The sequence below is a fragment of the Halostella litorea genome (genome assembly GCF_004785955.1).
Classification (GTDB): domain Archaea; phylum Halobacteriota; class Halobacteria; order Halobacteriales; family Natronoarchaeaceae; genus Halostella; species Halostella litorea.
Window position 1 is genome coordinate 196,630 of record NZ_SJER01000004.1, and the last position, 23,469, is coordinate 220,098.

Genomic DNA, 23,469 nt, shown 5'->3' on the forward strand with positions numbered 1-23,469 from the left:
GGGCCGCTCATCGTTCCCCCCGCACCTTCCTGACGTACGTCAGGAGCGCGTCCTTGGCGTTTTTCAGCGCGTTCCGCGGGTCGTTCTTCAGGGAGACGACGACCCCGGCGAGGCCCCGCGGGGCGAAGATGACGACCACGACGAACACCCCGCCGAGGATGATCTCCCAGGCGGCGACGCCAGCCAGCATCTCCTCCATGAGGATGACGGCCGTCGCGCCGAGCATCGGTCCCCACAGCGTCCCCATGCCGCCGAGCAGCAGCATGACGACGAGTTCCCCGCTGACCGTCCAGTGGAGCAACTGGGGATGGGCGAGGCTCTGGAACGGGACGTACAGCCCGCCGGCCAGCCCGGCGAAGCCGCCGCTGATGGCGAAGCCGACCACCTTGTAGCGCTGGACGTCGTAGCCGACGAACGCCATGCGCTCCTCGTTCTCGCGGATCCCCTGAAGCGCGCGGCCGAAGGGGGAGTTGGCGAGGCGGACGAGCGCGACGAGCGACAGCGTGACCAGCGCCAGCGCCATGAAGTAGTAGTTGATGCGGTCCGAGAAGTCGACGATCCCGAACAGTTCGTACAGCGCCACGCCGTAAATGCCGTTGTCGCCGCCGGTGACCGACTCCGCGCCGGCGACCATCGCCGGCACGTCGGCGAAGGCGATCACGTAGAACATCTGGGCGAACGCCAGCGTGAGCATGGCGAAGTAGATGCCCCGAGCGCGGACGCTGAACCAGCCGATCACCGCCGCGACGACGACGCCGGTCAGCATCGCCAGCGGCAGGACGACCAGTGCGTTCGGCGTCACCTCGGCGACCAGTATCGCCGCCGCGTAGCCGCCCGCGCCGAACATCGCGGCGTGGCCGAACGACAGCAGGCCTGCGTAGCCGAAGACGAAGTCGAGGCTGAGCGCCAGCAGGGCAAACACCAGTATCTGCACGAGGACGAACAGCCAGAACGGTTCGAGTATCGCCGCGACCGGCCCGAGCAGCGCCAGCAACCCGACGATGGCGACGAGCGCGTAGCGCCCGCCGGTGGTGAGGATCTGGTTGCCGGCCGACCGCTCGGAGCGACCGAAGCGGGCGAAGAGTTCGCGCATCTACGCCGCCTCCGTTGCGCCGAACAGGCCGCTCGGTTTCACGATCAGTACCACCGCCATCAGCGCGAAGATGAACAGGTCGGTCAGCGACGGCGCGATCAGCGCGCCGTAGGCCGTCATCAGGCCGATCAGCAACGCGCCGTAGACGGCCCCCTTGAAGCTCCCGAGGCCGCCGATCACGACGATGACGAACGCCTGGATGATGACGCCGAAGCCCATCCCGGGGTTCACCGAGCGGGACGCGCCGAGCAGGACGCCGGCGACGCCCGCGAGCGCGGCCCCGAACACGACGACGCCGGTGAACACCTTCGACACGTCGACGCCGAGCGCGTCGACCATCTCGGTGTCGTGGGCGCTGGCCCGGATGAGGATCCCGACGTCGCTTTGCGAGATGACCAGCCAGATCGCCCCGATCAGCGCCGTGCTGACCGCGAGGACGAACATCCAGTACACCGGGTAGCTCAGCGAACCGAGCGAGAGCGTCCCGGACAGCGCGTCGGGGGCCGGGATCCGGTAGGACTGGCCGCCCCACACCTCGACGACGATCCCCTCTATCATGATCGCCAGCCCGAACGTGAGCAGGATGTGATAGAGCGGGTTGCGCCCGTACAGCGGGCGGAGCGACAGTATCTCGATCGCCGCGCCGACGGCGGCGACGAGCAGCGGCGCGATAACCAGCGCGGCCCAGAAGCTCCCCAGTTCGGACACCACGACGACGCCGAAGTACGCGCCGAGCATGTACAGCGCGCCGTGGGCGAAGTTGATCACGTCGAGCATGCCGAAGATGAGGGTGAGCCCCGCGGCGACGAGCGCCAGCGTCATGCCTAGCTGGAGTCCGAGCAGCGTCGCCCGGAGCACGGTCGTGACGTCTACCATGGTGGATCGGTGGAAGGGTAGGTTGTTCCGCGAGTCATCTCACAGGCTGCAGCCCCAGGTGGGGATCTCGGGCCGGTCGAGCGTCGTGACGACCTCGTTGTCGACCCCGTCGTCGGTCTCGACGACCTGGCGGACGTCCATGTCCTGGATCGGGTCGTTCGTCTCGGGGTGGAACTGGAACGAGCCCCGCGGGCTGTCGATCTCCATCCCGCTGAGGGAGTCGGCGAGGTCGTCCGGGTCGGTGCCGTCGACGTCCGCGACCGCCGCGTCGATGGCCTGCGCCGAGTCGTACCCCTGGCAGGCGTACACGTTCGGCCGGGTGTCGTGTTCGCCCTGGTAGTTCTCGACGAACGTCTGGTTCCGGTCGGTCTGCTTGGACGGCGTGTAGTGGAGCAGCGAGTACTTGCCAAGCGCCGCCTCGCCCTGCGCCGGGAGGGTGTCCTCCGAGAGGAGGAAGCCGCTCCCGGTCTGGGTCATCTGCTCGTCGAGGCCGAACTCGCTGAACTGGGTGATGTAGTTGACCGCGTCGGCCCCGGCGAAGAAGGAGAACACAGCGTCCGCGCCGCTGTCCTCGATCTCGCCGAGGTAGGGGGAGTAGTCGTCCGAGCCCAGCGGGACGCCGACCTCGCCGACGACCTCGCCGCCGGCCTCCTCGAACGCCTCGCGGAAGAAGTTCTTGGAGTTCTGCCCGAAGGCGTAGTCGGCGTAGGCGAGCACGGCGTTGTCCGCGACGTTGTCGTACACCCACGGCGCGAGCGGGGCGCTGGTCTGCCAGTCGTTGAAGGAGGTCCGGAAGTGGTACTTCAGACAGCCCTCCTGGACGACGCGGTAGTCGCCGGCGTTGGCGTTCAGCCAGATGGCGCTGCCCTCGTTCTGGACGGTCTGCATCATGGCGATGGCGACGGCGCTGGACACCGGCCCGACGAGCACGTCGGCCCCCGCATCGATCAGCATCTCGCGGGTGATGGAGACGCCGCGGTCGGTGTTTGCCTCCGTGTCCCGCTGGACGTACTCGACCTCGCGGCCGCCGATCTGGCCGTCGTTCTGCTCGACGTACATCTCGAACCCGTTGACGATGCTCTCGCCGAGCAGCGAGTACGTGCCCGAGAAGGGGAGCACGTAGCCGACGGTCACCGTGTCGTCGCCGTCGTCGCTGCCGGTGAGGCCGCCCAGACAGCCGCCGAGTGCGGTCGCACCCGCCGTCGCCCCGCCGACGAGGAAGCGACGTCGCGACGACCCTGAGAACCGCGTTCGCCGACCCTGTCCCTGCTTGTTCGCGCCAGTCTCGCTATTGGGAGACATACTCAGTCCGTAGTCGATTCGCTATTTATAATTTTCGACCATGTAGGGACCCGCCCTTTTGGGGGCCGGTCGAGCGGGTAGGTTTATATGACACGATCGTAGACGTAGAATCGCATGACAGCAGATCCGCCAGCGACGCTCCGGGAGGCGGTGTCGCGGATATCGCCGGGCAGTTCCGTCGCCGCGGGGCTCGCGCTCGAACACGCGATCCCCTTCGCCGTCGGCCACGAGTTGATCAGACAGGGGACCGACGACCTCACCCTCGTCGGGCCGATAAGCGACCTGCTTTTCGACCAGCTCGTCGGGGCCGACGCCGTGTCGCGGATCCGCGCGGCGTGGGTCGGCAACGTCAGCGCCGGGACGGGCTACCGGTTCCGCGAGGCCGTCGAGAGCGACGAGATAGCGGTCGAGAACCACTCCAACTTCAGCATCGCGCTCGCGCTGAAGGCCGGCGCGCTCGGCGTGCCGTACCTCCCCACGAAGTCGCTGCTGGGGAGCGACGTGTTCGCGGAGAGCGACCTGTTCCGGCGCGGCGAGGACCCGTTCACCGGCGACGAGGTCGCGCAGGTCCCCGCCATCGAGCCGGACTGGGCGGTCGTCCACGCCCAGCGCGCCAGCCCCGCCGGCGACGTGCACCTGTGGGGCAACACCGGCATCGTCGACCCGGCCGTCGGGGCGGCGGAGAACGTGCTCGTCACCGCCGAGGAGGTCGTGGACAGCGAGACCATAACGAGCGACCCGAGCCGGACCGCGATCACCCGCGAGCAGGTGGCGGCCGTCGTCGAGTGCCCGTTCGGGGCACACCCCTCGCCGGTGACCGGCCACTACAACCGCGACAACGAGTACTTCCTCGACTACCACGACCGGACCGACACGCAGGCGGGCTACGAAGAGTGGGCCGACGAGTGGGTGTACGGCGTCGACGACCGCGAGGAGTACATGGGGAAGGTGGACGCCGACCTCTCTGTCACCGAGCCGACCGTCGCCGCGGAGGTGCGCTATGGCCAGTGAGGAGTACACGCCGCGGGAGCTGATGGTGACGGCGGCCGCCGCGGAGATCGACGACGGCGACACGGCGTTCGTCGGGATGCGCCTGCCGCTCATCGCCTTCCAGGTGGCGGTCAGCACGCACGCGCCGAACTCGATGGCCGTCTACGAAAGCGGCGTCGTCCGGGACAGCCCCGCCGACGGGTTCATCCACACGATGTGCGACCTGCCGAACCTCAACCGCGCCGTCTCGACGACGGGGATGATAGACATCATGAGCCGCCTCCAGCGCGGCGACGTCGACGTCGGCTTCCTCGGCGGCGCGGAGGTCGACCGCTACGGCAACCTCAACACGACGCGGGTGGCCGCCGGCGACCGCGAGATACGGCTCCCGGGGAGCGGCGGGGCCTGCGACATCGCCTGCATGGCCGGGCGGACCGTCCTGTTGATGCCCCACGAGCCGCGCCGGTTCGTCGAGGAGGTCAACTACGTCACCAGCCCGGGCCACGCCGCCGACGGGCGCGGCCGCAAGAACCACCCCGCGCCGGGGGGCGGACCGGACGCCCTGGTCACCTCCAAGGCGACGTTCGGCTTCGCGGACGGCGAACTGTACCTGCGGAGCCTCCACCCCGGCGTCGACGCCGACGAGGTGCTCGGGGACTTCCCGTGGGACGTAAACACCGCGCCCGACGTCGGCGAGGGCGAGGTCGCGACGACGGCGGAGCCGACGGCCGAGGAACTCGACCTGATCCGGACGTTCGACCCCGACGGCTTCTGGACCTGAGCCGCGGCGGGCGTCCGCCGTCGCCCGCGACCGGCCCCCTATCTTTCCGACGATCGATCGGGATAGTAACCGTTAGGTATTTCTTTTAAAACTATGATGAAACAGTCGAGGATGCAGACGAACGTTCCCACCGAGTACCTGCCGGACGAATCGGCCGCGCCGGACTACATCCACGCGGTACCCGAGGCCCACTACCCGAGGGAGATAAACGCCGCCGAACAACTGGTCGACAGGCACGTCCGCGAGGGGCGGGGCGACAACGTCGCCGTCTACTTCGAGGACGAGGAGATCACCTACGCCGAACTGCAGGAGCGAGTCAACCGGATGGGCAACGCCCTCCGGGACGTCGGCGTCGAGGAGGGCGACAGAGTGGTGGTGCGGTTCCCCAACAGGCCGGAGCCGCTCGTCACCTGCCTCGCGGTCCAGAAGATAGGCGCCGTCGCGCTCCCGTCGATGAAGCTCCTGCGGGCGAAGGAGCTCCGCTACATCATCAACAACGCCGAGGCGACGGCGGTCGTGGTGTACGACGACCTGCTCGACGAGGTAAACGAGGCGCTGCCCGACCTGGATACCGTCGAGAACGTCGTCGTCGCCGAGCGCACCGGCGTCGACCACGACCACCACAGCTACGACGACGTGATGGACGCGGCCAGCCCCGAACTCGACGCCGCGGACACCGAGCGCGACGACCTCGCGCTGATGCTGTACACCAGCGGGACGACCGGCCGCCCGAAGGGCGCGGTCCACACGCACCGCCAGATCCTCGCCAGCGCCGACACGTACGCCCGCTACTGCCTCGAACCGTCCGTGGACGATGTGTTCGGCGGCAACCCGCCGCTCCCGTTCGCGTACGGCTACGGCGACCTGGTCACGTTCCCGCTCCGGTTCGGCGCGAGCACGAGCCTCGCGCAGGACGCCGGCCCGGGCGACCTGCTGGAGGCCGTCGACGAGCACGGCATCACGGTCCTCTGTTCGATCCCGACGGCGTTCAACCAGATGCTCTCGGAGTTCCCCGACGGCCCCGAGCAGTACGACGTCTCCTCGCTCCGGGCCGGCGTGAGCGCCGGCGAGCCGCTGACGCCGACGACGTTCGAGTCGTTCAAGGAGGAGTACGGCGTCGAACTGCTCGACGGGATCGGGACGACGGAGATGCTCCACATCTTCGTCAGCCACCGCCACGACGAGGAGATCGACCCGACGGCGACCGGGTTCCCGGTGCCGGGGTACGAGTGCAAGATCGTCGACCCCGACACGGGCGAGGAGTGTGACCGGGGCGAGGCCGGACTGCTCGCGGTCCGCGGGCCGACCGGCATCGAGTACTGGGACCGCCCCGAGAAACAGGAGGACGCCTGCCGGGACGGCTGGTCGTACCCCGGCGACATCTTCGTCCAGCGCGAGGACGGCCGACTGGAGTACAAGTCCCGCGCGGACGACCTCATCATCTCCAGCGGATACAACATCCCCGGCCCGGAGGTCGAGGCCGTCGTGCAGGAACACGAGGCAGCCTCGGAGGTCGCGGTCATCGGCAGCCCCCACGAGGAGCGCGGCGAGATCGTGAAGGCCTTCGTCGTGCTGGCGGACGGGGCAACCGGCGACGACGAACTGGTCGAGGAGATCCAGAACCACGTCAAGAACACGCTCGCGCCGTACAAGTACCCCCGCGAGGTGGAGTTCGTCGACGAACTGCCGCGGACCGAGACGGGGAAGATCCGCCGCACCGAACTGCGCGAACAGGAGCAGTCCTAACGGCCCCTCGTACCTTTTCCGACCGACGACCCCGGTAGCCGCTGGATCCGGGTTCGTCCGCCGCCGTATGGTGTGTATACACACACCGTATACGTCCCCCGAGAGGCGGGACCACGGGCGCGCCGTCGCCGCGCTCGGCACGACGACCCTGGACGCGGCCCCGGTGGACGGCCGTGTTAACACGCCCTTAGTCCGTGTTATTTGAGAGCGTATTCGGTATCGTATTCGGAGAGCGTATACGACGATCGTTGCTGATAGATCTGCTCGATGGAGACTGTGGGAGGACACTCACAGTCGGCGGCGGCGGCCGGGACGAAGGACAGACGCTGCGTGCCGTCCCGGGGGGTCACGCACCCCCCTTCGCGGACACCGTGGCGTTGTCCTCCAGGGTGCGCGCCACCACGTAGAGGCTCCAGATGAACAGCCAGAGGGTGAAACTCGGGACGACCACCCACCACCAGGCGCGGGTCAGTTCGCCCGACCCGAACACCTCGTGGAGCATCAGGCCCCAGCTCACCGTGTCGGGGTCGCCGAGGCCGATGAAGCTCAGACTCGCCTCGAGCAGGATCCCCCACGTGATCGCGAACACGAAGTAGATCAGGATGAGGGGCACGAGGTTCGGGAGCAGGTGGTAGTACATTATCTTCACGTCCGACGACCCCGCCGCCTTCGCGCTCTTGACGAACTCTCGCTCGCGGAGCGACAGGGCCTCAGACCGCGTGACCCGGGCGACCGACCGCCAGAACAGCAAGGCGATCACGGCGGCGATGGTGTACAGCCCGGACCCGAAGATGGCGATCAGGATGATCGCCATCGGGTAGAACGGCAGGCCGTACGCCATGTCGGTCAGGCCCATCAGGACGGTGTCGACCTTCCCGCCGTAGTAGCCCGAGACGAGCCCGATGTTGACGCCGATAGTGACGACCAGCACCGCGGACAGCACGCCGACGGTCAGCGAGGTCCGGAACGAGTGGATCGTCTGGCTCAACACCCCGTACCCGAGGTACGTCGTGCCGAGCGGGAACTCGGCGCTCGGCGGCTCCAGTTGGGCGTACTGGCCGGACGAGGTCTGCAGGTACTCGAACGGCCCCGGTATCGGGAGGTACGGGCCCACGATCCCGATGAGCACGTACACCCCGAGCACCGTGATCGCGAACTTCCCCCAGCGGTCCTCGAACACCGGGTGGAAGAAGTCCCAGGCTATGCGTCGGGCGCGCGACGCCGAATCGGAGTACTTCTTGACGTTGATCATGTTTTCCCGTAGCTGATCCGCGGGTCGAAGTAGCCGTACGCCAGGTCGACGACGAGGTTCGTCAGCAACACGATCACGGCCACCATGAAGAAGGCGGCCTGCGCGACGGGCATGTCCTGTCGCTGTGCCGCGAGCACCAGTTCACGGCCGATGCCCGGCCAGGAGAACACCACCTCGATCAGGATCTGCCCGCCGAAGGCGACGCCGATCATCGGCGTCAGCCACGTCAGCAGCGGCAGCATGCTGTTCCGAGCCGCCCGGCGGCGGACCTGCCGAGGGTGGAGCCCCTTCAGCCGGTGCAACTCGACGTAGTCCTTCTCGCGCTCGCCGATGATGTTGTTCCGCATCAGCATCATCGGGTCGGCGATGTAGTGGAGCAACGCGGTGGTAAACGGCAGCGCCGCGTACTTGTAGAACGTCGGCGACGTGAGCCGCTCGGTGACCGACTGGTCGGCTCCCCCGATCGGCCCCATCCCGCCGGTCGGGAGCCACCCGAGGTTGTACGAGAACACGATCAGGAGGGCCAGCCCGAGGATGAAGTGGGGGATCGCCCGGAGCGAGACCGGGATGTACGTCCCCCAGCGGTCGAGTTTCGTCCCCTTGTTCCAGCCGACGACCGACCCCCAGAAGTACGCGATGACCATGACCAGCGCCAGCGCCGGCAGCATGATCATGAGCGTGTTGACGAGGGCCGGGAAGATCACGTCGGCGACCGGCTCCCGGTAGAAAAACGAGATGCCGAAGTCGCCCTGCAACGCGTTTCGGATGAAGACGACGTACTGCTCGTGGAGCGGCTTGTTCAGCCCGAAGTTCTCCAGCATCGCCTGCCGCGACTCCTCGGTGAGCCGCCCGCTGACGAGCATCGCCGTCGGGTCGCCGGGCATCACCCGGAACAGGACGAAGATCGCCGTCAGCAGGAAAAACAGCATGAAGACGAAGCTGACGAGCCGGCGGACCAGGAATTCGGAAAGCGAGTTCGACATGGGTTAGTGTTCCATCCCGCGGGTCACTCCTCGGGGTAGTACAGGTTGTCGTTGTTGTCGTACTCGTAGCCCGCATCCCGGAGCGTCTGCTTCGCGCCCTCGATGTCGCGCTCGACGTTCTGGAGGTCGGCGGCGAACGAGGACTGGGGGTGAACCAGCGTACCGTCGCCGACGTCGGCCTCGCCGTTGTAGAAGATCTGGATGATCCGGTCCGGGTCGGTCGCCTGCATGAGCGCGTGCCGGAACGCGCGGTCGTCGAACGGGGCGGTCCCCAGGTTGAAGCTCATCTTCATCTGGAGCACGCTCGCCGCGCTGGACTTGGAGATGTAGTCGTTCTCCGCGAGCGCGTCCGTCACGGACGGCGGCGGCGACGACGTGGTCATGTGGATGTTCTGCTCCTCGAAGTCCGCGCGGATCGCCTCCATGCTCGCCCGGTTGACGAAGATGAACTCGTCGTAGGCAGGCGTCTCCCAGTGGTCGTCGTAGGCCTCGTACCGGATCTCCGAGTCGGTGATCTCGGTGATCTGCAGCGGGCCGCTCCCGACCAGTTCGTCGACGTCGGCGTCCCAGTTGACCGGCGTGTCGACCTGGTCGGGGACGCTCTCCCAGATGTGCATCGGGAGGATGTTCATGAACGTCATCGCGCTGTTCAGGAACGCCACGTTCGGCTGGGCGAGGGACACGCGGACCGTCCGGTCGGTCTGCATGGTGGCGTCCTCCACGTCGCTCAGGAACGGGTCGTACTTGGGGAAGGAGTACTCCATCAGGAAGTTGAAGGTGAACTCCAGGTCCTCCGCGGTGACGGGCTCGCCGTCGTGGAACGTCATCCCCTCCCTGAGGGTCATGTCGATCGTCGTGTCGTCTATCTGCTCGTAGTTCTCGACGGCCCAGTTGACCGGGTCGCCGTCCAGCCCCACGCGGCTCGGCGTGTCGTACGCCAGTTTGAGCAGGTACTGGAGGTCGTTCGAGTCGGGGGCCAGCGGGTTCGGGATGGCAATCTCCTGCTGTGCGCCGACGACCAGCGTGTCCGTGTCCCCGACCGGTTCGGCGCTGAGGACGGTCATCGTCCCCGTCGTCCGCGCCCCGATGAACTCCGTGGGCTGGATGTCGAACTGCCCCGTGTTGATCGGCAGCGTCGCCTTCGGCCAGACGTAGATGAGTTCGGGGAGGTCCTCCCGGAGGATCTCCTGCATCTGCCCGATGATCTCCGCCCGCTCCTCCTGGTCGTACGCGGCCCGCTGCTGGCTGAACAGGTCGTCGTACTCCTCGTTTTCGTACCCCGCGATGTTCACCGCCGAGTCGGAGGTGTACGTCGAGAGGAAGTAGTCCGGGTCGACGCGGTCGGGCGACGACCCCCACGGCGTGTGGCTCACGTTCTCGGGCTGGTTCGTGTAGGCCTCGCCGACGAACGTGTTCCACGTGGTCGTGTCGAGTTCGAACTCCACGCCGATCTCGCTCCACTGGTTCGCCGTCTCCCGCGCCACGTCGACGAAGTTCGACAGCTCGCCGACGCGGATCTGCTGGGTGCCGACCTGCTCGCCGTCGGCGCCGCCGCCGCTGTTACAGCCGGCCATCAGGGCCGCGGTCGCCGCAACGCCGCCTTTCAGCATCGTTCGCCGGTTCAGCGCCTGTTCCTCCCTGCCGTACCGCGAGTTGGTTTCGTCTGTCATTGGTGATCGGTATGCGATTGTCTCGCATACGACGCTTCGTACACAATCATTCGTAACATACCATATAGCTTTCGGTGGTCGTACTTCCCGATCATGTCAGTGTTCGGCCCCCTGCGGCGCGTGCTCGGCCAGCGCCGCCGACAGCGCCTCGTCGACGTCGACGGCGTCCTCCTCGAACGGCAACTGCTCGGTCCGGTGGTCCAGCGCGATCCCCGCGACGTCCCGCAGCACCGAGGCCGTCACGGTCGATTCGCCGCGGACGGCCGCGAGCGCCGCGGCAGCGCGCCGGAGCGTGTCGTCCCCGCGGTGCCCGTCGACGTCGAGGCGCACGTTCGTCGCCGCTATGGCGCGGGCGACGTGGTCCGGGATCGTCACGTCGCCCAGTCGGGCGCGGGCGTCGACGATGTCGCGGGTCAGCGCGCGCTGGTCGTCCTCGTACGCCGCGCGGAACGCCGCTGGGTCGGCGTCGAACGCCGCCCGTCGCTCGCTTATCTCGACGCGCTCCTCCACGTCGTCGATGCCCGCCACGTCCACGACCAGCCCGAACCGGTCGAGCAGTTGCGGCCGCAGCGACCCCTCCTCGGGGTTCATCGTGCCGACGAGGACGAACTCGGCGGGGTGGCGGTGGGAGACGCCCTCCCGTTCGACGACGTTCTCGCCCATCGCGGCGGCGTCCAGCAGGGCGTCGACGAGGTGGTCGTCGAGCAGGTTCACCTCGTCGACGTACAGCACGTTCCGGTTGGCCGCCGCCAGCACGCCCGGTTCGAACCGCGCCTCGCCGTCGCCGAGCGCCCGCTCGATGTCGAGCGTCCCGGTGAGGCGGTCCTCGGTCGCGTCCAGCGGCAGGTCGACCACCCGCATCGGCCGCGTCTCCGTCGGGGGGTCGCCGTCCGAGGCGCGCTCCCGGCAGTCCTCGCACATGCGCTGTGGGTCGTCCGGCGGGCAGCCGTACGGACAGTCCGCCACGGCCTCCTGGTCGGGAAGCACGTCCGCGAGCGCGCGGACGGCCGTCGACTTCGCGGTGCCGCGCTCGCCGCGGATCAACACGCCGCCGATCGACGGGTCGACCGCGTTCAGCACCAGCGCGCGCTTCATCTCCGTCTGGTTGACCAGCGCCGTGAACGGGAAGGTCGTCGGGTCGGTACTCCGTTGCTCGGTGTCGGTGTCGGTCATGGTGTGGTGGTTCGGTGGCCGGACGGTGCGTCACGGGGCGACGTAGTCCCCGTCCGGCAGGTCGATCAACGGTACGTACTGCGCGTCCATCGCGTCGGCGAGCGTGCGGTTCCACTCGTACTCCTCGCGCTTGGCCGCGAGCGCCTTCTCCTCGGACCACAGGGAGAACGTCGAGTCGTTCAGCCCGTGGCCGGTGTCGACGTACGCCGTCTCGACGTCGGCCGCGGCGAGCGCGGCCGCGACCCGGAGCGCCTCCCGCTCGGGGTCGGCCCCGTCCTCGTAGGGGACGTTCGCCTTCCCGTCGCTGAAGGTGACGACCAGCGGGTACACGTCCGGGTCGCGCCGGCGCTCCCGCTCGACGAGTTCGTAGGCGGTCGCGAGCCCGTGACACAGCGGCGTGTTGCCGCCGACGCGGAGCTCAGACACCTGCCGCCGGGCGCGGCCGACGTCGCGCGTCGGTTCCACGACGACCCGGGCGTCCTTCCCCCGGAACGCGACGACGGCGACGCGGTCCCGCGTCCGGTAGGCGTCCTCGATCAGCGACAGCACGGCGCGTTTGGTCTCGCGCATCCGCGAGCCGTTCATCACGCTCCCGCTGGCGTCGACGACCAGCACGAGCAGCCCCTCCGCCGTCCGCTCGCGGAGTTTCTCCCGCACGTCCGCGGGGCGGACGTCGATCCCGTCCCCGGCGTCGGACCCGCGTCGCCGCCCCTGCCGGCGCGCCGCGGCCCGCAGGGTGGCGTCGACGGCCACGTCGTCCGGGTCGTCCCGGCGACGGGAGCCGACGTACCGCCCGCTCCGGCCCCGTATCTTCGAGGGGATCCGGCGGCCGTACTCCTCCCGGCGGGTCCGGTCCTTCGCGGGGTCGAGGGCGGTTCGGTCGATCGGGTAGGTCGAACCGACGTCAGCGATGAGGTCGTTCCGGCCGCCGTTGACCGGGACGCGGCCGTCGGAGTCCGCGTCGGCGCTGTCGGCCGTGTCCGCGGGGTCGCCCGGTTCCACGTCGTCGGGGAGGCGGACCGCCTCGCGGTCGCTCCCGGCGTCGCGTTCGGCCGCCGGCCGGCGGTGGGCAAGCGCGAGGCGGCGCGCCTCGGCGAGGTGGCGGTCGGTGACCTCGCCCGCCCCGTCGAGCGCCGCGGCGGCGGCGGCCGTCCGCCGGACTGCGATGTCGCCGCGCAGCCCCGGCACCCGCGCGTCGACGGCGTGTTCGGAGACGGCCGCCGCCGCGTCCGCCGGCAGCGTCACGTCGTCGAGTCGGGCACGGGCGTCCGCGATGTCGCGGGTCAGCGCGCGCTGGTCGTCGGCGTAGTCGTCGCGGAACCCGGCGGGGTCCGCGTCGAACGCCGCCCGCCGCTCGCTTATCTCGACGCGCTCGTCCACGTCGTCGATGCCCGCCACGTCCACGACCAGCCCGAACCGGTCGAGCAACTGCGGTCGCAGTTCCCCCTCCTCGGGGTTCATCGTGCCGACGAGGACGAACTCGGCGGGGTGGCGGTGGGAGACGCCCTCGCGTTCGACGACGTTCTCGCCCATCGCCGCCGCGTCGAGCAGCGAGTCCACGAGGTGGTCGTCGAGCAGGTTCACCTCGTCGACGTACAGCACGTTCCGGTTGGCCGCCGCCAGCACGCCCGGTTCGAACCGCGCCTCGCCGTCGGCCAGCGCGCGTTCGACGTCGAGCGTGCCGACGAGGCGGTCCTCGGTCGCGTCCAGCGGCAGGTCGACCACCCGCATCGGCCGCCGCTCCGTCGGCAGCGACTCGCCCGCGCGACGGCGGCGACGGCAGTCGTCGCACATCCGCCGCGGGTCGTCCGGCGGGCAGCCGTACGGACAGTCCGCGACGGCCTCGTGGTCGGGGAGCACGTCCGCGAGCGCGCGGACCGCCGTCGACTTCGCGGTGCCGCGCTCGCCGCGGACCAGCACGCCACCGATAGACGGGTCGACCGCGTTCAGCACCAGCGCCCGCTTCATCGCCGACTGGTTGACCAGCGCCGTGAACGGGAACGGGCCGCGCATCGGCGCGCTCACTGCGGCCCCGTCTCGGACGGCGGCGGTTCCTCGGTCCGCTGTTCGGGCTCCGGGGCGTCGTCGGACGCCGCGCCGTCGCGGCCGGCCGACGACGCCGCCGCTTCGTCCTCGGTCACGTCGTGATGGAGGTAGCAGGCGACCTTGCGGTCCGTGCCCTCGTCGGTCAGCGCGGGCACCGCCTCCGAGCACTCCGGCATCGCGTCGGGACATCGCGGGTGGAACTGACAGCCCTGGATGTCCCGGTCGTCGTCGTCCTCGGGGGTCGGCAGGAGCACCCGCTCCCGGTCGCCGGAAAGCGTCGGCAGGCTGGCCACGAGCGCCCGGGTGTAGGGGTGTTTCGGGTCGCCGACGATCCGCTGGGCGGGCCCCTGCTCGACCACCTTCCCGAGGTACATCACGGCGATGCGGTCGGCCACCAGCTTCACCACCGAGAGGTTGTGGGTGACGTAGAACATCGCGAAGCCGTGTTCGTCCTGCAGCCTGTCGAGCAGGCGGAGGATCCCGGACTGCAGGGAGACGTCGAGCATCGACAGCGGCTCGTCGGCCACCAGCAGGTCCGGGTCCAGCACGATGGCGCGGGCGATGCAGACGCGCTGGCGCTCGCCCCCGCTCAGCTGGTCCGGGAACAGCTCCATGTAGTCCCCGGCGGGGTTGAGCCCAACGTCGTTCAGCGTCGCCTCGACCTTCGCCTCAAGCTCCTCGTGGATCATGTCCCGGAAGTTCTTGAGCGGCTCCGCGACCGCCTGGAACACCGTCTTGCGTGGGTTGAGCGTCTCGTAGGGGTCCTGAAAGATGATCTGGGCCCGCTCGCGGAACGCCCGCAACTCCTTGTTGGAGTACTCGCAGATGTCCTCGCCGTCGAACACGATCTCCCCCTCGGTGGGGTCCTCCAGCCGGAGCGTCGTCTCGATGAGCGTCGACTTGCCAGACCCGCTCTCGCCGATGACCCCGAGCGTCTCGCCCGGGTCGATCGAGAGGTCCAGGTCGTCGACGGCCTTCACCTGCTCCTCCTGGCCCAGCAGGCGGCGGAGGAACCCTGACTCCGCGGCGTAGTACTTCTTCAGGCCGCGGATGTCGACCAGCGGCTCACCCGACATCGGACCAGCTCACCTCCGTTGCCTCCGCCCGCATGCGGTCCGCCTCCCCGGCCCGATAACACGCGGAGTGGATGCCCGGCCGCTCCTCCCGGAACTCGGGATGGGCGGTTTCGCACTCCTCGACCGCGTACGGACACTTGTTGATGAACCGGCACCCGTCCGGCGGGTGCAGCAGGTTCGGCGGTTGCATCTTCATCGCGATCATCTCGTCGGTCGACGAGTGCAGGTCCGGCAGCGAGTTCTTCAGCCCGATGGTGTAGGGGTGGACGGGCTCGTCGAACAGCTCCTTGCTCGGGCCCTGCTCGGTGATCTTGCCGCCGTACATCTCGATCAGGTACTCCGAAGTCTCCACGAGGTCGGCGATGTCGTGGGAGACGAACAGCGCCGAGACCCCGAACTCGTCGCGGTAGGTCTCGATGTCGTTGAGGATCTTGTCCCGGAGCAACACGTCGAGGCCGGTGGTCGGCTCGTCGGCGATGATGAGTTCGGGCTCGAGGATGAGCGCCATCGCCAGCAGGACGCGCTGGCGCATCCCGCCGGAGAGCTGGTGGGGGTAGCTCCGCAGCCGCGAGGCGCTGATCCCCACGAGGTCGAGCACCTCCTCGGCCCGCTCCACGCAGTCGGCCTTCGACATGTCCCGGTGGGCGCGGATCGTCTCGACGAGCTGGTCCTGGATCGTGTACACCGGATCCAGGCTCCCCATCGCGCTCTGTGGGATGTAGGCGATCTGCTCCCAGCGGATCTCGCGCATCCGCTTTTCGGGGAGGGACGTCAGGTCCTGCCCGTCGAACCTGATCTCGCCGGAGTGGACGACAGCGTTGTCGTCCAGCCCCCCGACGATGGCCTTCGAGAGCGTCGACTTGCCGCAGCCGGACTCGCCGAGCACCCCCACGAGGCTCTCCGGGTCGACGTCGAACGAGACGCCGTCGACGGCGTGGACGTAGCCGTCGCCGACCTCGTAGCGAACCTCCAGGTCGCGGACGGAGAGCAGCGACATGCTACGTTTCCCAATCGAACGTGGCCGGGGTGTTGATCTCCGCGCCGCGGCGGAACGCGCGCAGGAGCCCGTAGTTGTAGCACCTGGCGGCCATCATGCTCGACATGAAGATGTCGCCGTCGTTCAGCGCCTGCAGGGGCGACACCTCGCCGCGCATGATCCGGTGGAGCGACTCGACGTCGCCCTCGACGCGGGTGACCTCGTTGACGAGGTCGGGCGATTCGATCCGGCCGCGCTCGCACTCGATGCCGTCGGGCGACGCGTCCAGAACGAACGGCTCCGCGTCGGACAGGTCGAACACGAACCGGCGGTCGGCGAGCTGTTGTTCGAGCGTCTCGATGCCCTCGTCGTCGTTCGCCAGCGCCTCGAGGAAGCTGACGAGTTCCGTCGTGATGTCACTCATGGGGTCTCACTTCTGTTTGAGCAGTTTGTCGGGGTCGCCGTGCTCGGCGGCGACTTCGCGGATGTCCGGGTCGTCGAGGAAGGTGAGCTTCCCGTCGGCGACGACCGGTTCGCCGTCGATTTCGATCGTCGGGTCCAGCACGAAACCGTCGAGGTGGAGCTCCGTGCCGCCGGTCTCCTCGAAGGGGTACATGCTGAAACAGCGCATGTTGCCGATGGCGATGTGGATGTTGCCGTACCGGCGCTCGGCCTCGTTCGGGATCGGCTTCTGGTCCAGCGGCGCGTCGCGGACCTTCGGGTGGAGCCCGAACATGAACTCCTCGCAGAAGCCGACGTTCGGGACGCCCTCGACGATGTCGCTGAGTTCGTCGGCCGCGCGCCCGCCCTCGATGTTCGTGCAGTAGTTGTCCTCGAACGTCAGCTTGATCGGCTCGTCGCCGACGCCGACGCCGCTGAACGCGTCGTAGTAGACCACGCCGTTCGTCTCCTGCGGCGGGAGGACGCCGGCGATAGCGCCCGGGAACGTCGCGGGGTAGGTGCCGGGTCGTTTCTCGTCGGCGGGGACCGTCCCGAAGTCGCCGCCCCAGTCCTCCGGGTTGTACGTGGCGGTGACGTCGGTGCCCTTGTCGCAGGTGACGCGTATCTCCGAGCCGCCCCGCGTGATCTCTAGGGCCTTCTTCTCTATCTCCAGTACGAGGTCGACGGGGTAGGCCGCGGCCTCCTGTGCGAAGAACTCGGGGTCATGCGGGTTGGCGACGCTGTACATCTCCAGCCCGTGTTCCATGATCGCCTTCTGTGTCCCGCGGTCGTGGCTGGTCGCGAAGGTCATCCGCAGCATCTTGTCGGCGGATTTGAGCGCCTCGTCGATGATCGGCCCGCCGCCCTGGGCCTGGATCGGGTTGAAGTCGATCCAGGTGACGACGACGTTTGCCCCCTGCGATCGGGCCTCGGCGGCGACCTCGTTCACCACGTCCTCGTCGGCGTAGGAGTCGGCGACGACGACGACTTCCTCGCCCTCCGAGACCTCCGCCCAGTTGGCAACGTAGTTTCTAATGCCTAGTGCTCTGTCAGTCGCTCTCATGCGAACTGATAGAATGGAGTATCTGTATTAAACGTTTCCCACAGATCGGTCGCGGGCGGGAACCGGGGGTCGCGACGCCCGAACGCGTCGCCACGCCGCCCTCAATCCGTCCGGTACCGCTCTACCGCGTCCGTGTCGACCGAGACGCCCAGGCCTGGGTCGTCGGGAACCGAAAACGTCGGCCCGTCGGGGTCCCACCGGCCGGGGTCGGCGACCAGCGCCCCGTCGGCGTCGGCGTTCAGGAGGCCGGTCGGGTACGCCCGCTCGGGCGAGGCCAGCGCGAAGTGTGCGGCCGCGGCCGCGCCGACGGTCAGTTCGAGCATCCCGCCGACGTAACACGGGAGGCCGTGGGCGGCCGCGACCGCCGCGACGCGCGTCGCGCCGGCGAGTCCGCCCGCCTTGGCCGGCTTGACGTTTATCGCGTCGACGGCATCCGCGCTCGCCAGCGCCGCGACGTCGGCCGGCGTGTAACAGCCCTCGTCGGCCATGACGGACGGTTCGACGGCCGCTCGCACGCGCCGGAGTCCGGCCCGGTCGTCCTGGGGCACCGGCTGTTCGACGAAGACGATCCCGTCGGCCGCGTCGTTCAGCGAGCGGATCGCCCGGACGGCCTCGCCGGGGTGCCACGTCCCGTTTGCGTCGACGCGGATCCGGGCGTCGGGGCAGGCCTCGCGGACCGCTTCGAGCCGCCGGCGGTCGGCGTCGTGGTCGTCGGCCCCGACCTTCAGCTTGAACGCCGAGAACCCCCGCTCGGCCGCGGCCGCGACCTCCTCGCGGACCGCCTCGGGCGGTTTGATCCCGACCGTGTGGTGCAGCGGGAGCGAGCGGTCGGCCGCGGTCGGCCCGCCGAGCAGTTCGTACACCGGCCGGCCCATCCCCTTGCCGAGGGCGTCGTGCAGCGCCGCGTCGACGCCGGCGACGGCAAAGGGGTGGGACGCGACCGCCGCCTCCAGGTCCGCGGCGACCCGCGCGACGTGGGCCGGGTCGCGGCCCTCGACGACGGGCGCGAACTCGGCCTCGATCACCGACCGCACGGTCGCCTGCGTCCCGCTTTTGGGCCAGTCGGGGTGGGGCGCGACCTCGCCGTAGCCGACGACGCCGGCGTCGGTTTCGGCGCGGACCAGCACGTGGTCAAAGGAGTCCGACCCCGCGGTGGAGTCGTCCGACCCGCCGGTCCGCAGCGCCGTCGCCTTCGGGACGCTCACCGGAACCGCGTCGAGGGAAGTGACCTCCATGGGGAGGCCCGTTACTCGTGGTCGGCCTTCGAGAACGACTCGTCGTCGGTCTCGTGGAACTCGTCGCGCACGTTGTCGAAGTCGACGCCGACGCGGAAGTCCTTCGGGTTCTCGACCTCGTCGGGGACGATCCCCGTGAGCTGTTCGACGCGGGGGACGCGGACGCGCGGGTACGAGCCGATGTGGATGTGCTCCTCGTCGCCGATCACTTCCACGCGGTTTTCCGCGCCGCCGGGCAGGTAGACGACGTCGCCCGGCCCGGCCTCGATCGACTGCTCGTTGCCGTCGTTGTCCTTGTAGTACCAGACGCAGCGGCCCTTGATCGTCGTCAGGATCTGGTACATCTCCGGCGTGTGGGTGTGGAGCGGGAACACGTCCCCGGGCTGTCCGGTGGTCCAGGTGACGTACATGTCGTTCGTCAGCATCACCGAGTGGACCGTCTTCAGGTTGTCCCCCGCGCCCTCGACCAGGTCGGGGGCGTCGGGCGCGTGCACTTTGAACGCCTGTTGCTGCGGCAGGACGGAGTAGTCCTTGTCGGCCACTGGATTGTCGGCCATACGCGGTGGGTTCGCGCAGGAGCACAAAAAACCACGGGTCGGTGACGGGTCGCTGCGGACCAGGCGACGCTCCGGCGCGTTCGGTAATACCGACTAACGTTTATTATAGTACGTACCCATACCCGAGTATGGCACAGAAAGGCACAGGGGGCGGCGTGAAATCCGACGAGACGCTGCTCGGCATCGTCGAGACGGTGCGGGAGCTAAACGGGGCGACGGTGACGGAGCTGGCCGACGAGTTGGGGCTGGCGAAAAGCACCGTCCACAGCCACCTGCAGACGCTGGAGGAGCACGGGTTCATGCGGCGCAGCGACGGCGAGTACGTGATCAGCTACCGGTTCCACGACTACGGGATCTGGGCGCGGAACCAGAGCGACCTGTTCCAGGTCGCCAAGCCCCGACTGAAGGAACTGTCGCGGGAGACCGGCCACAAAGTCTGGTGCGTCGTCGAGCGCCAGGGGAAGGCGGTGTACCTGTACGGGGCGGAGGGGCGCTCTCCGATCCAGACGTACGCACGCGAGGGCGCGACGACCGAACTGCACTTCCTGGCGGCGGGCAAGGCGATCCTGGCCCACCTGCCGGAGGAGGAGCGGAAAGCGATCGTCGGCGACGGCCCGCTCCCGGCGAAGACGGACGACACGACCACGGACCCGGAGGAACTGCTCGCCGAACTCGAAACTGTGCGCGAGCAGGGCGTCGCGTTCAACATCGGCGAGGCGATGGAGGGGCTCAACGCCATCGGGACGCCGATAAAGCGGGTCGGCGACGGTGTCTACGGCGCGATCAGCCTCTCGGGCGCGGCCAATCGGCTGCCGAGGGAGCAACTGGAGTCGGAGTACGCGGAACGGCTGCTCGGGATCGCAAACGAGATCGAGATCAACATCCGGCACCTCTAACGGTCGTTCGCCCTCGTCGAACGAAGGGCTCGTGAACGGAACGATGCCGAGACACTGCTTCCGCACCGCGATCGGCTAGCGACTGCGTCCACGTCCGCCGATACCTCCAGCCTGTACGGCCGCGAGGGGGCCCCTGGCGTCGATCCGGGATCGAACGTTCGTTCGCTGTGAGCGAACTAGTGTGCGAACGACTGCCAGACTGGGGCGACCGATCCCGCCCGAAGCGACGAGGATGGGTTGGACAGTTCGGCCCGTAGTTTTAACACACCCTTAGTACGTGTTAATCCGCGTGTGCGAACCGCCGCGACGACGACGGCTTTGCGTATACGATATCGTATACGCCGTTCGTGGGTCCGGAACGGCGCCATCCCGGCGGGAAACCGCCGCATACAGCGACGAACGGACCCGCCGGTAGCGCGGACGGCGTCTATCGAGCGGAAACCTATGCGTATACGTTAAACGTATACGCTCGGAAGAAGAGTAGCCGGCGATACTGACCGGCCCCGCGAAACGGAATCGACCGGCTTACGGGCTCTCGTCGGTCCGGAGTTCGAGGTTCGAGAGCGGCCTGCCGATGCAGGTCAGCACGTACCCCTCCTCCTTCTCGCTCTCGGAGAGGAACATCCCCTCGGTCTGGTCGACCTCCGAGCCGTCCTCCCGCATGGCACAGCAGACCCCACAGACCCCCATCCGGCACTGGTACGGGAGGTCGATCCCGACCTCCTCGGCCGCTTCGAGGATCGACTTGTCCGCGGGGACCTCGATCGTCTCGTCGCGGTCGACGAGTTCGACGGTGTACGTGTCGGCCATGGCGCTCTACCGGTTCCCCGCGGCCTTTTCGTACACGTGTTCGACGGGCTCGAACCCGAGGTCCTCGTAGAGGGCCGGTGCCTCCTCGTCGCCCTCCAGCACGTCGATCCGGTAGAACTCCACCTCGTGTGGCGGGCCGGCGAACCACTCGTCGGCCTTCTCCAGGAGCGCCTTGCCGACGCCCTCGCCGCGGTGCTCGGCCTCGACGTAGTGCCCGTTGATGTACCCGTGGTCCTGCAGGCGGAAGATCGGATGGTCGCCCATCACCCGCGCCTCCAGTACGCCGACCAGGTCCCCGGTCGACTCCTCCTCGGCGACGACGACCGTCCCGTACTTGGAGTCGACGAGCTGGTTCTCGAAGTAGCTGAGCCAGCGCTCGTCCGCGTCCTCCTTGTGCTGGTACCGGTCGTCGTACTTCGAGAGGTGGTCCGTGAACCCGTGCCAGAGTTCGATCAGGTCCTCGCCGTCGTCGCTGGTCGCGTGTCGCACCTCGTAGGCCATGTACGACCGGTTGCGCCCGACTACCAAAAAAGGTCGTGTCGGTGACGCCCGATCTCCCCCGCCGGTCGCGGTCCTCAGCAGTCGAACAGCGACCGCGCGTTCCCCCGGAGGATGCGGTCGACGGTGTCGGCCGGCAGGTCCAGGTCCCGGACGGCGTCGACGTTCTCCCCGATGTCGGGCACCATCGGCCCGGGCCAGTCGCTCCCGAACAGGACGCGGTCGTCGACGCGCTCTATCTCGGGGAAGTACTCCAGCAGTTTCGACGGCGGGAACGAGGAGATGTCGAGGTAGACGTTGTCGTGCCGGCGCAGGAGGAACCACGCCTCCTCGGTGTACATCGGCCTGCCGCCGTGGGCCATGACGATGTCCAGGTCCGGGAAGTCGACGGCAACGTCGTCGAGGGGCATCGGGTCGGCGTACCGCGACCGCGCGCCCGCGAAGATGCTCGTGCCGGTGTGGACCGTCACCGGCACGCCGGCGTCGGCACAGCGCTCGTACAGCGTCGCGAGCGAGTCGAGCCCCCGCGTGTCCGGGTCGTCCCGGTAGTCGTTGGCGTTGAGTTCCTGGTGGGGCGGGTGGATCTTGATGCCGTCGAGCGACAGGTCGTCTATCGCGCGGTCTATCTCGGCTTCGGGGTCGGCGGCCAGGTTCGGGTCGAAGCCGCCGAACGCCAGCACGCGGTCGGGCGCGGCCGCACGAAACGACGCCGCCCACTCGTTAATGTCGTGGCCGTAGCCGACGACCGGGCTGACGTAGTTGATGATCGCCGCCGTCGCCACGCCCTGCGAGTCGAGGTAGTCGACGAACCGGTCGGGGTTCCGGGCGAGGTCCACCTTCCGGTCGAAGTCGGCGGAGTGCTCCCGGAGCGTCGCCAGCGCGGCGTCGTCCATCCGCCAGAACGGGTTCATGTGGACGTGCACGTCGACGACGTCCGCCGTGGGTGGGGTTGCCATGGGCGACGTTACGCGGACGGCGGCATAAAATCGGCGGCCCGCGGCGCGCGGCCCGCTCGATACGCGGATCGTATACAGAAAACAATTATAATGCTGGCCCGGTAAGGGATTACTGTCCGACCCAACCATGCCTACCGAGAAACAGCTGAAAAAGCAGCTTCAGAACGGGAAGATGATCGAATCGGAGGAGGAGATGACCGAGGGGTACAAGGAAGCCCTCAAGCGCATCCTCCTCGTCTCCGGCGACACCGAGCTGATGAGTGCGCCCGCCTACTACGACCAGTCGCTCAACGCGCCCTCGATCGACGCGCGGGCGTCCTGCATCAGCGTCATCCAGGACGAACTCGGCCACGGTCACATCGCCTACCGCCTGCTCGAGGACCTGGGCGAGGACCGCGAGGAACTCGTCTACGGCCGCGAGCCCCACGAGTTCCGCAACACGTACGGGTTCGACCAGCACATCGAGAACTTCGCCGAACTCGTCACCGCCCACGGCATCTTCGACCGCGCGGGGATGGTGCTGCTCGGCGACATCTACGAGAACACGTCCTACGCGCCCTGGAAGCGCGCGCTGACGAAAGTCGAGAAGGAAGAGCAGTTCCACCTCCGCCACGGCGAGACGTGGATGCGCCGCCTCGCCAACAAGAACGACAAGACCCACGCGAAGCTCCAGGAGGCCGTCGACTGGATGTTCCCCATCGGCGTCGAGTGGTTCGGGATGGAGGACGACAAGAAGCGCAACACCGAGCAGCTCGACTACCGCATCAAGGGCAAGTCCAACGACGAGCTCCGCCAGGACTGGCTCTCGCGGACGCTCCCGCTGATGGACGAACTCGACCTCGACGTGCCCGCCCACTACGACGAGGCGGCCGACGAGTACGTCCTCGAGTACGACCTGCCCATCGCCTTCGACCAGGAGAACAAGGACTGGCGGTTCGAGGAGTCGATCACTTGGTCCGACGTGATGGACCGCTGGCGCTCCCGCGGCCCGGCAAACGAGAAGTACGTGAACCTGATCCAGTCCGGCAAGGTCGACGTCGGGGTCTGAA

The 23,469-nt window shown here is 68.3% G+C and carries 22 protein-coding genes; 5 read left to right on the top strand and 17 right to left on the bottom strand.

Features of this window, described 5'->3' with window-relative positions:
• Window positions 1-7 precede the first annotated feature (7 nt).
• From EYW40_RS13875 to EYW40_RS13885, 3 genes are read right to left on the bottom strand one after another with little or no spacing between them, the layout of a single operon-like run.
• Window positions 8-1,093, bottom strand: a complete 1,086-nt coding sequence (locus EYW40_RS13875; RefSeq protein WP_135822250.1) for a branched-chain amino acid ABC transporter permease — start codon at window positions 1,091-1,093, stop codon at window positions 8-10.
• Window positions 1,094-1,969: a branched-chain amino acid ABC transporter permease gene (locus EYW40_RS13880; protein WP_135822251.1), complete on the bottom strand. Its 876-nt coding sequence runs from the start codon at window positions 1,967-1,969 to the stop codon at window positions 1,094-1,096.
• A gap of 39 nt (window positions 1,970-2,008) precedes the next feature.
• The gene (locus EYW40_RS13885; RefSeq protein ID WP_135822252.1) at window positions 2,009-3,271 is read right to left on the bottom strand and encodes an ABC transporter substrate-binding protein; all 1,263 of its coding nucleotides are present in this window, start codon (window positions 3,269-3,271) and stop codon (window positions 2,009-2,011) included.
• A gap of 114 nt (window positions 3,272-3,385) precedes the next feature.
• On the opposite strand from EYW40_RS13885, the gene EYW40_RS13890 reads away from it, so the two are divergent.
• The 3 genes from EYW40_RS13890 (at window position 3,386) to EYW40_RS13900 (ending at window position 6,788) form a co-directional block, all read left to right on the top strand.
• Window positions 3,386-4,282 carry a CoA transferase subunit A gene (locus tag EYW40_RS13890; protein WP_135822253.1) on the top strand — a complete coding sequence of 299 codons (897 nt, stop codon included), beginning with the start codon at window positions 3,386-3,388 and terminating at the stop codon, window positions 4,280-4,282.
• The gene (locus EYW40_RS13895) at window positions 4,272-5,042 is read left to right on the top strand and encodes a CoA-transferase subunit beta (protein WP_135822254.1); all 771 of its coding nucleotides are present in this window, start codon (window positions 4,272-4,274) and stop codon (window positions 5,040-5,042) included. The genes EYW40_RS13890 and EYW40_RS13895 overlap by 11 nt, the downstream gene beginning before the upstream one ends.
• A 111-nt stretch (window positions 5,043-5,153) precedes the next feature.
• Window positions 5,154-6,788 (top strand): acetate--CoA ligase, encoded by a 1,635-nt coding sequence (locus EYW40_RS13900; RefSeq protein ID WP_202614544.1) that lies wholly within the window; start codon window positions 5,154-5,156, stop codon window positions 6,786-6,788.
• A gap of 346 nt (window positions 6,789-7,134) precedes the next feature.
• On the opposite strand, the gene EYW40_RS13905 is transcribed toward EYW40_RS13900, so the two are convergent.
• The 11 genes from EYW40_RS13905 to EYW40_RS13955 form a co-directional block, all read right to left on the bottom strand.
• On the bottom strand, window positions 7,135-8,040 hold the full coding sequence (locus EYW40_RS13905; protein WP_135822256.1) for an ABC transporter permease: 906 nt from the start codon (window positions 8,038-8,040) through the stop codon (window positions 7,135-7,137).
• Window positions 8,037-9,023, bottom strand: a complete 987-nt coding sequence (locus tag EYW40_RS13910) for an ABC transporter permease (protein WP_135822257.1) — start codon at window positions 9,021-9,023, stop codon at window positions 8,037-8,039. The genes EYW40_RS13905 and EYW40_RS13910 overlap by 4 nt, the downstream gene beginning before the upstream one ends.
• Before the next feature lie 23 nt (window positions 9,024-9,046).
• A complete protein-coding gene (locus tag EYW40_RS13915) occupies window positions 9,047-10,693 on the bottom strand; it encodes an ABC transporter substrate-binding protein (protein WP_135822258.1) in 1,647 nt (548 codons plus the stop codon).
• Window positions 10,694-10,789: 96 nt separating this feature from the next.
• Complete coding sequence (locus EYW40_RS13920) at window positions 10,790-11,866, bottom strand: magnesium chelatase ATPase subunit I (RefSeq protein WP_135822259.1); 1,077 nt, start codon at window positions 11,864-11,866, stop codon at window positions 10,790-10,792.
• A gap of 30 nt (window positions 11,867-11,896) precedes the next feature.
• Window positions 11,897-13,891 carry a VWA domain-containing protein gene (locus EYW40_RS13925; RefSeq protein ID WP_202614545.1) on the bottom strand — a complete coding sequence of 665 codons (1,995 nt, stop codon included), beginning with the start codon at window positions 13,889-13,891 and terminating at the stop codon, window positions 11,897-11,899.
• Window positions 13,888-14,988 carry an oligopeptide/dipeptide ABC transporter ATP-binding protein gene (locus tag EYW40_RS13930; protein WP_135822260.1) on the bottom strand — a complete coding sequence of 367 codons (1,101 nt, stop codon included), beginning with the start codon at window positions 14,986-14,988 and terminating at the stop codon, window positions 13,888-13,890. Before EYW40_RS13930 ends, EYW40_RS13925 begins: the two co-directional genes overlap by 4 nt.
• A complete protein-coding gene (locus tag EYW40_RS13935; protein ID WP_135822261.1) occupies window positions 14,978-15,985 on the bottom strand; it encodes an ABC transporter ATP-binding protein in 1,008 nt (335 codons plus the stop codon). Before EYW40_RS13935 ends, EYW40_RS13930 begins: the two co-directional genes overlap by 11 nt.
• Window position 15,986: 1 nt before the next feature.
• Window positions 15,987-16,388 carry a hypothetical protein gene (locus tag EYW40_RS13940; protein ID WP_135822262.1) on the bottom strand — a complete coding sequence of 134 codons (402 nt, stop codon included), beginning with the start codon at window positions 16,386-16,388 and terminating at the stop codon, window positions 15,987-15,989.
• 6 nt (window positions 16,389-16,394) lie between these two features.
• Window positions 16,395-17,468 carry a 2,5-dihydroxypyridine 5,6-dioxygenase NicX family protein gene (locus EYW40_RS13945; RefSeq protein ID WP_161973219.1) on the bottom strand — a complete coding sequence of 358 codons (1,074 nt, stop codon included), beginning with the start codon at window positions 17,466-17,468 and terminating at the stop codon, window positions 16,395-16,397.
• Between the two features lie 101 nt (window positions 17,469-17,569).
• Window positions 17,570-18,703 carry a mandelate racemase/muconate lactonizing enzyme family protein gene (locus tag EYW40_RS13950; RefSeq protein ID WP_135822264.1) on the bottom strand — a complete coding sequence of 378 codons (1,134 nt, stop codon included), beginning with the start codon at window positions 18,701-18,703 and terminating at the stop codon, window positions 17,570-17,572.
• A gap of 11 nt (window positions 18,704-18,714) precedes the next feature.
• Window positions 18,715-19,260, bottom strand: coding sequence for a cupin domain-containing protein (locus EYW40_RS13955; RefSeq protein ID WP_135822265.1), 546 nt, complete (start codon window positions 19,258-19,260; stop codon window positions 18,715-18,717).
• A 128-nt stretch (window positions 19,261-19,388) separates the two neighbouring features.
• On the opposite strand from EYW40_RS13955, the gene EYW40_RS13960 reads away from it, so the two are divergent.
• The gene (locus EYW40_RS13960) at window positions 19,389-20,156 is read left to right on the top strand and encodes an IclR family transcriptional regulator (RefSeq protein WP_135822266.1); all 768 of its coding nucleotides are present in this window, start codon (window positions 19,389-19,391) and stop codon (window positions 20,154-20,156) included.
• 525 nt (window positions 20,157-20,681) lie between these two features.
• Here EYW40_RS13960 and EYW40_RS13965 read toward each other — a convergent pair.
• The 3 genes from EYW40_RS13965 to EYW40_RS13975 all read right to left on the bottom strand — a co-directional run bounded on the left by EYW40_RS13965 (window position 20,682) and on the right by EYW40_RS13975 (window position 22,420).
• A complete protein-coding gene (locus EYW40_RS13965) occupies window positions 20,682-20,966 on the bottom strand; it encodes a 2Fe-2S iron-sulfur cluster-binding protein (RefSeq protein WP_135822267.1) in 285 nt (94 codons plus the stop codon).
• A gap of 6 nt (window positions 20,967-20,972) precedes the next feature.
• Complete coding sequence (locus tag EYW40_RS13970; RefSeq protein WP_135822268.1) at window positions 20,973-21,467, bottom strand: GNAT family N-acetyltransferase; 495 nt, start codon at window positions 21,465-21,467, stop codon at window positions 20,973-20,975.
• 74 nt (window positions 21,468-21,541) lie between these two features.
• Window positions 21,542-22,420, bottom strand: a complete 879-nt coding sequence (locus EYW40_RS13975; RefSeq protein ID WP_135822269.1) for an amidohydrolase family protein — start codon at window positions 22,418-22,420, stop codon at window positions 21,542-21,544.
• A gap of 127 nt (window positions 22,421-22,547) precedes the next feature.
• Here EYW40_RS13975 and EYW40_RS13980 point away from each other — a divergent pair, with 127 nt between their 5' ends.
• Entirely contained in the window at window positions 22,548-23,468 is a 921-nt protein-coding gene (locus EYW40_RS13980) for a 1,2-phenylacetyl-CoA epoxidase subunit PaaC (protein ID WP_135822270.1), read from the top strand.
• The last annotated feature ends 1 nt before the right edge of the window (window position 23,469 follow it).

Coding starts and splice junctions, on each gene's coding strand:
- EYW40_RS13875 (WP_135822250.1), bottom strand. CDS start 1,093: ATGCGCGAACTCTTCGCCCGCTTCGGTCGCTCCGAGCGGTCGGCCGGC.
- EYW40_RS13940 (WP_135822262.1), bottom strand. CDS start 16,388: ATGAGTGACATCACGACGGAACTCGTCAGCTTCCTCGAGGCGCTGGCG.
- EYW40_RS13965 (WP_135822267.1), bottom strand. CDS start 20,966: ATGGCCGACACGTACACCGTCGAACTCGTCGACCGCGACGAGACGATC.
- EYW40_RS13970 (WP_135822268.1), bottom strand. CDS start 21,467: ATGGCCTACGAGGTGCGACACGCGACCAGCGACGACGGCGAGGACCTG.
- EYW40_RS13910 (WP_135822257.1), bottom strand. CDS start 9,023: ATGTCGAACTCGCTTTCCGAATTCCTGGTCCGCCGGCTCGTCAGCTTC.
- EYW40_RS13880 (WP_135822251.1), bottom strand. CDS start 1,969: ATGGTAGACGTCACGACCGTGCTCCGGGCGACGCTGCTCGGACTCCAG.
- EYW40_RS13960 (WP_135822266.1), top strand. CDS start 19,389: ATGGCACAGAAAGGCACAGGGGGCGGCGTGAAATCCGACGAGACGCTG.
- EYW40_RS13930 (WP_135822260.1), bottom strand. CDS start 14,988: ATGTCGGGTGAGCCGCTGGTCGACATCCGCGGCCTGAAGAAGTACTAC.
- EYW40_RS13890 (WP_135822253.1), top strand. CDS start 3,386: ATGACAGCAGATCCGCCAGCGACGCTCCGGGAGGCGGTGTCGCGGATA.
- EYW40_RS13945 (WP_161973219.1), bottom strand. CDS start 17,468: ATGAGAGCGACTGACAGAGCACTAGGCATTAGAAACTACGTTGCCAAC.
- EYW40_RS13900 (WP_202614544.1), top strand. CDS start 5,154: ATGCAGACGAACGTTCCCACCGAGTACCTGCCGGACGAATCGGCCGCG.
- EYW40_RS13920 (WP_135822259.1), bottom strand. CDS start 11,866: ATGACCGACACCGACACCGAGCAACGGAGTACCGACCCGACGACCTTC.
- EYW40_RS13975 (WP_135822269.1), bottom strand. CDS start 22,420: ATGGCAACCCCACCCACGGCGGACGTCGTCGACGTGCACGTCCACATG.
- EYW40_RS13905 (WP_135822256.1), bottom strand. CDS start 8,040: ATGATCAACGTCAAGAAGTACTCCGATTCGGCGTCGCGCGCCCGACGC.
- EYW40_RS13950 (WP_135822264.1), bottom strand. CDS start 18,703: ATGGAGGTCACTTCCCTCGACGCGGTTCCGGTGAGCGTCCCGAAGGCG.
- EYW40_RS13955 (WP_135822265.1), bottom strand. CDS start 19,260: ATGGCCGACAATCCAGTGGCCGACAAGGACTACTCCGTCCTGCCGCAG.
- EYW40_RS13980 (WP_135822270.1), top strand. CDS start 22,548: ATGCCTACCGAGAAACAGCTGAAAAAGCAGCTTCAGAACGGGAAGATG.
- EYW40_RS13895 (WP_135822254.1), top strand. CDS start 4,272: ATGGCCAGTGAGGAGTACACGCCGCGGGAGCTGATGGTGACGGCGGCC.
- EYW40_RS13935 (WP_135822261.1), bottom strand. CDS start 15,985: ATGTCGCTGCTCTCCGTCCGCGACCTGGAGGTTCGCTACGAGGTCGGC.
- EYW40_RS13915 (WP_135822258.1), bottom strand. CDS start 10,693: ATGACAGACGAAACCAACTCGCGGTACGGCAGGGAGGAACAGGCGCTG.
- EYW40_RS13885 (WP_135822252.1), bottom strand. CDS start 3,271: ATGTCTCCCAATAGCGAGACTGGCGCGAACAAGCAGGGACAGGGTCGG.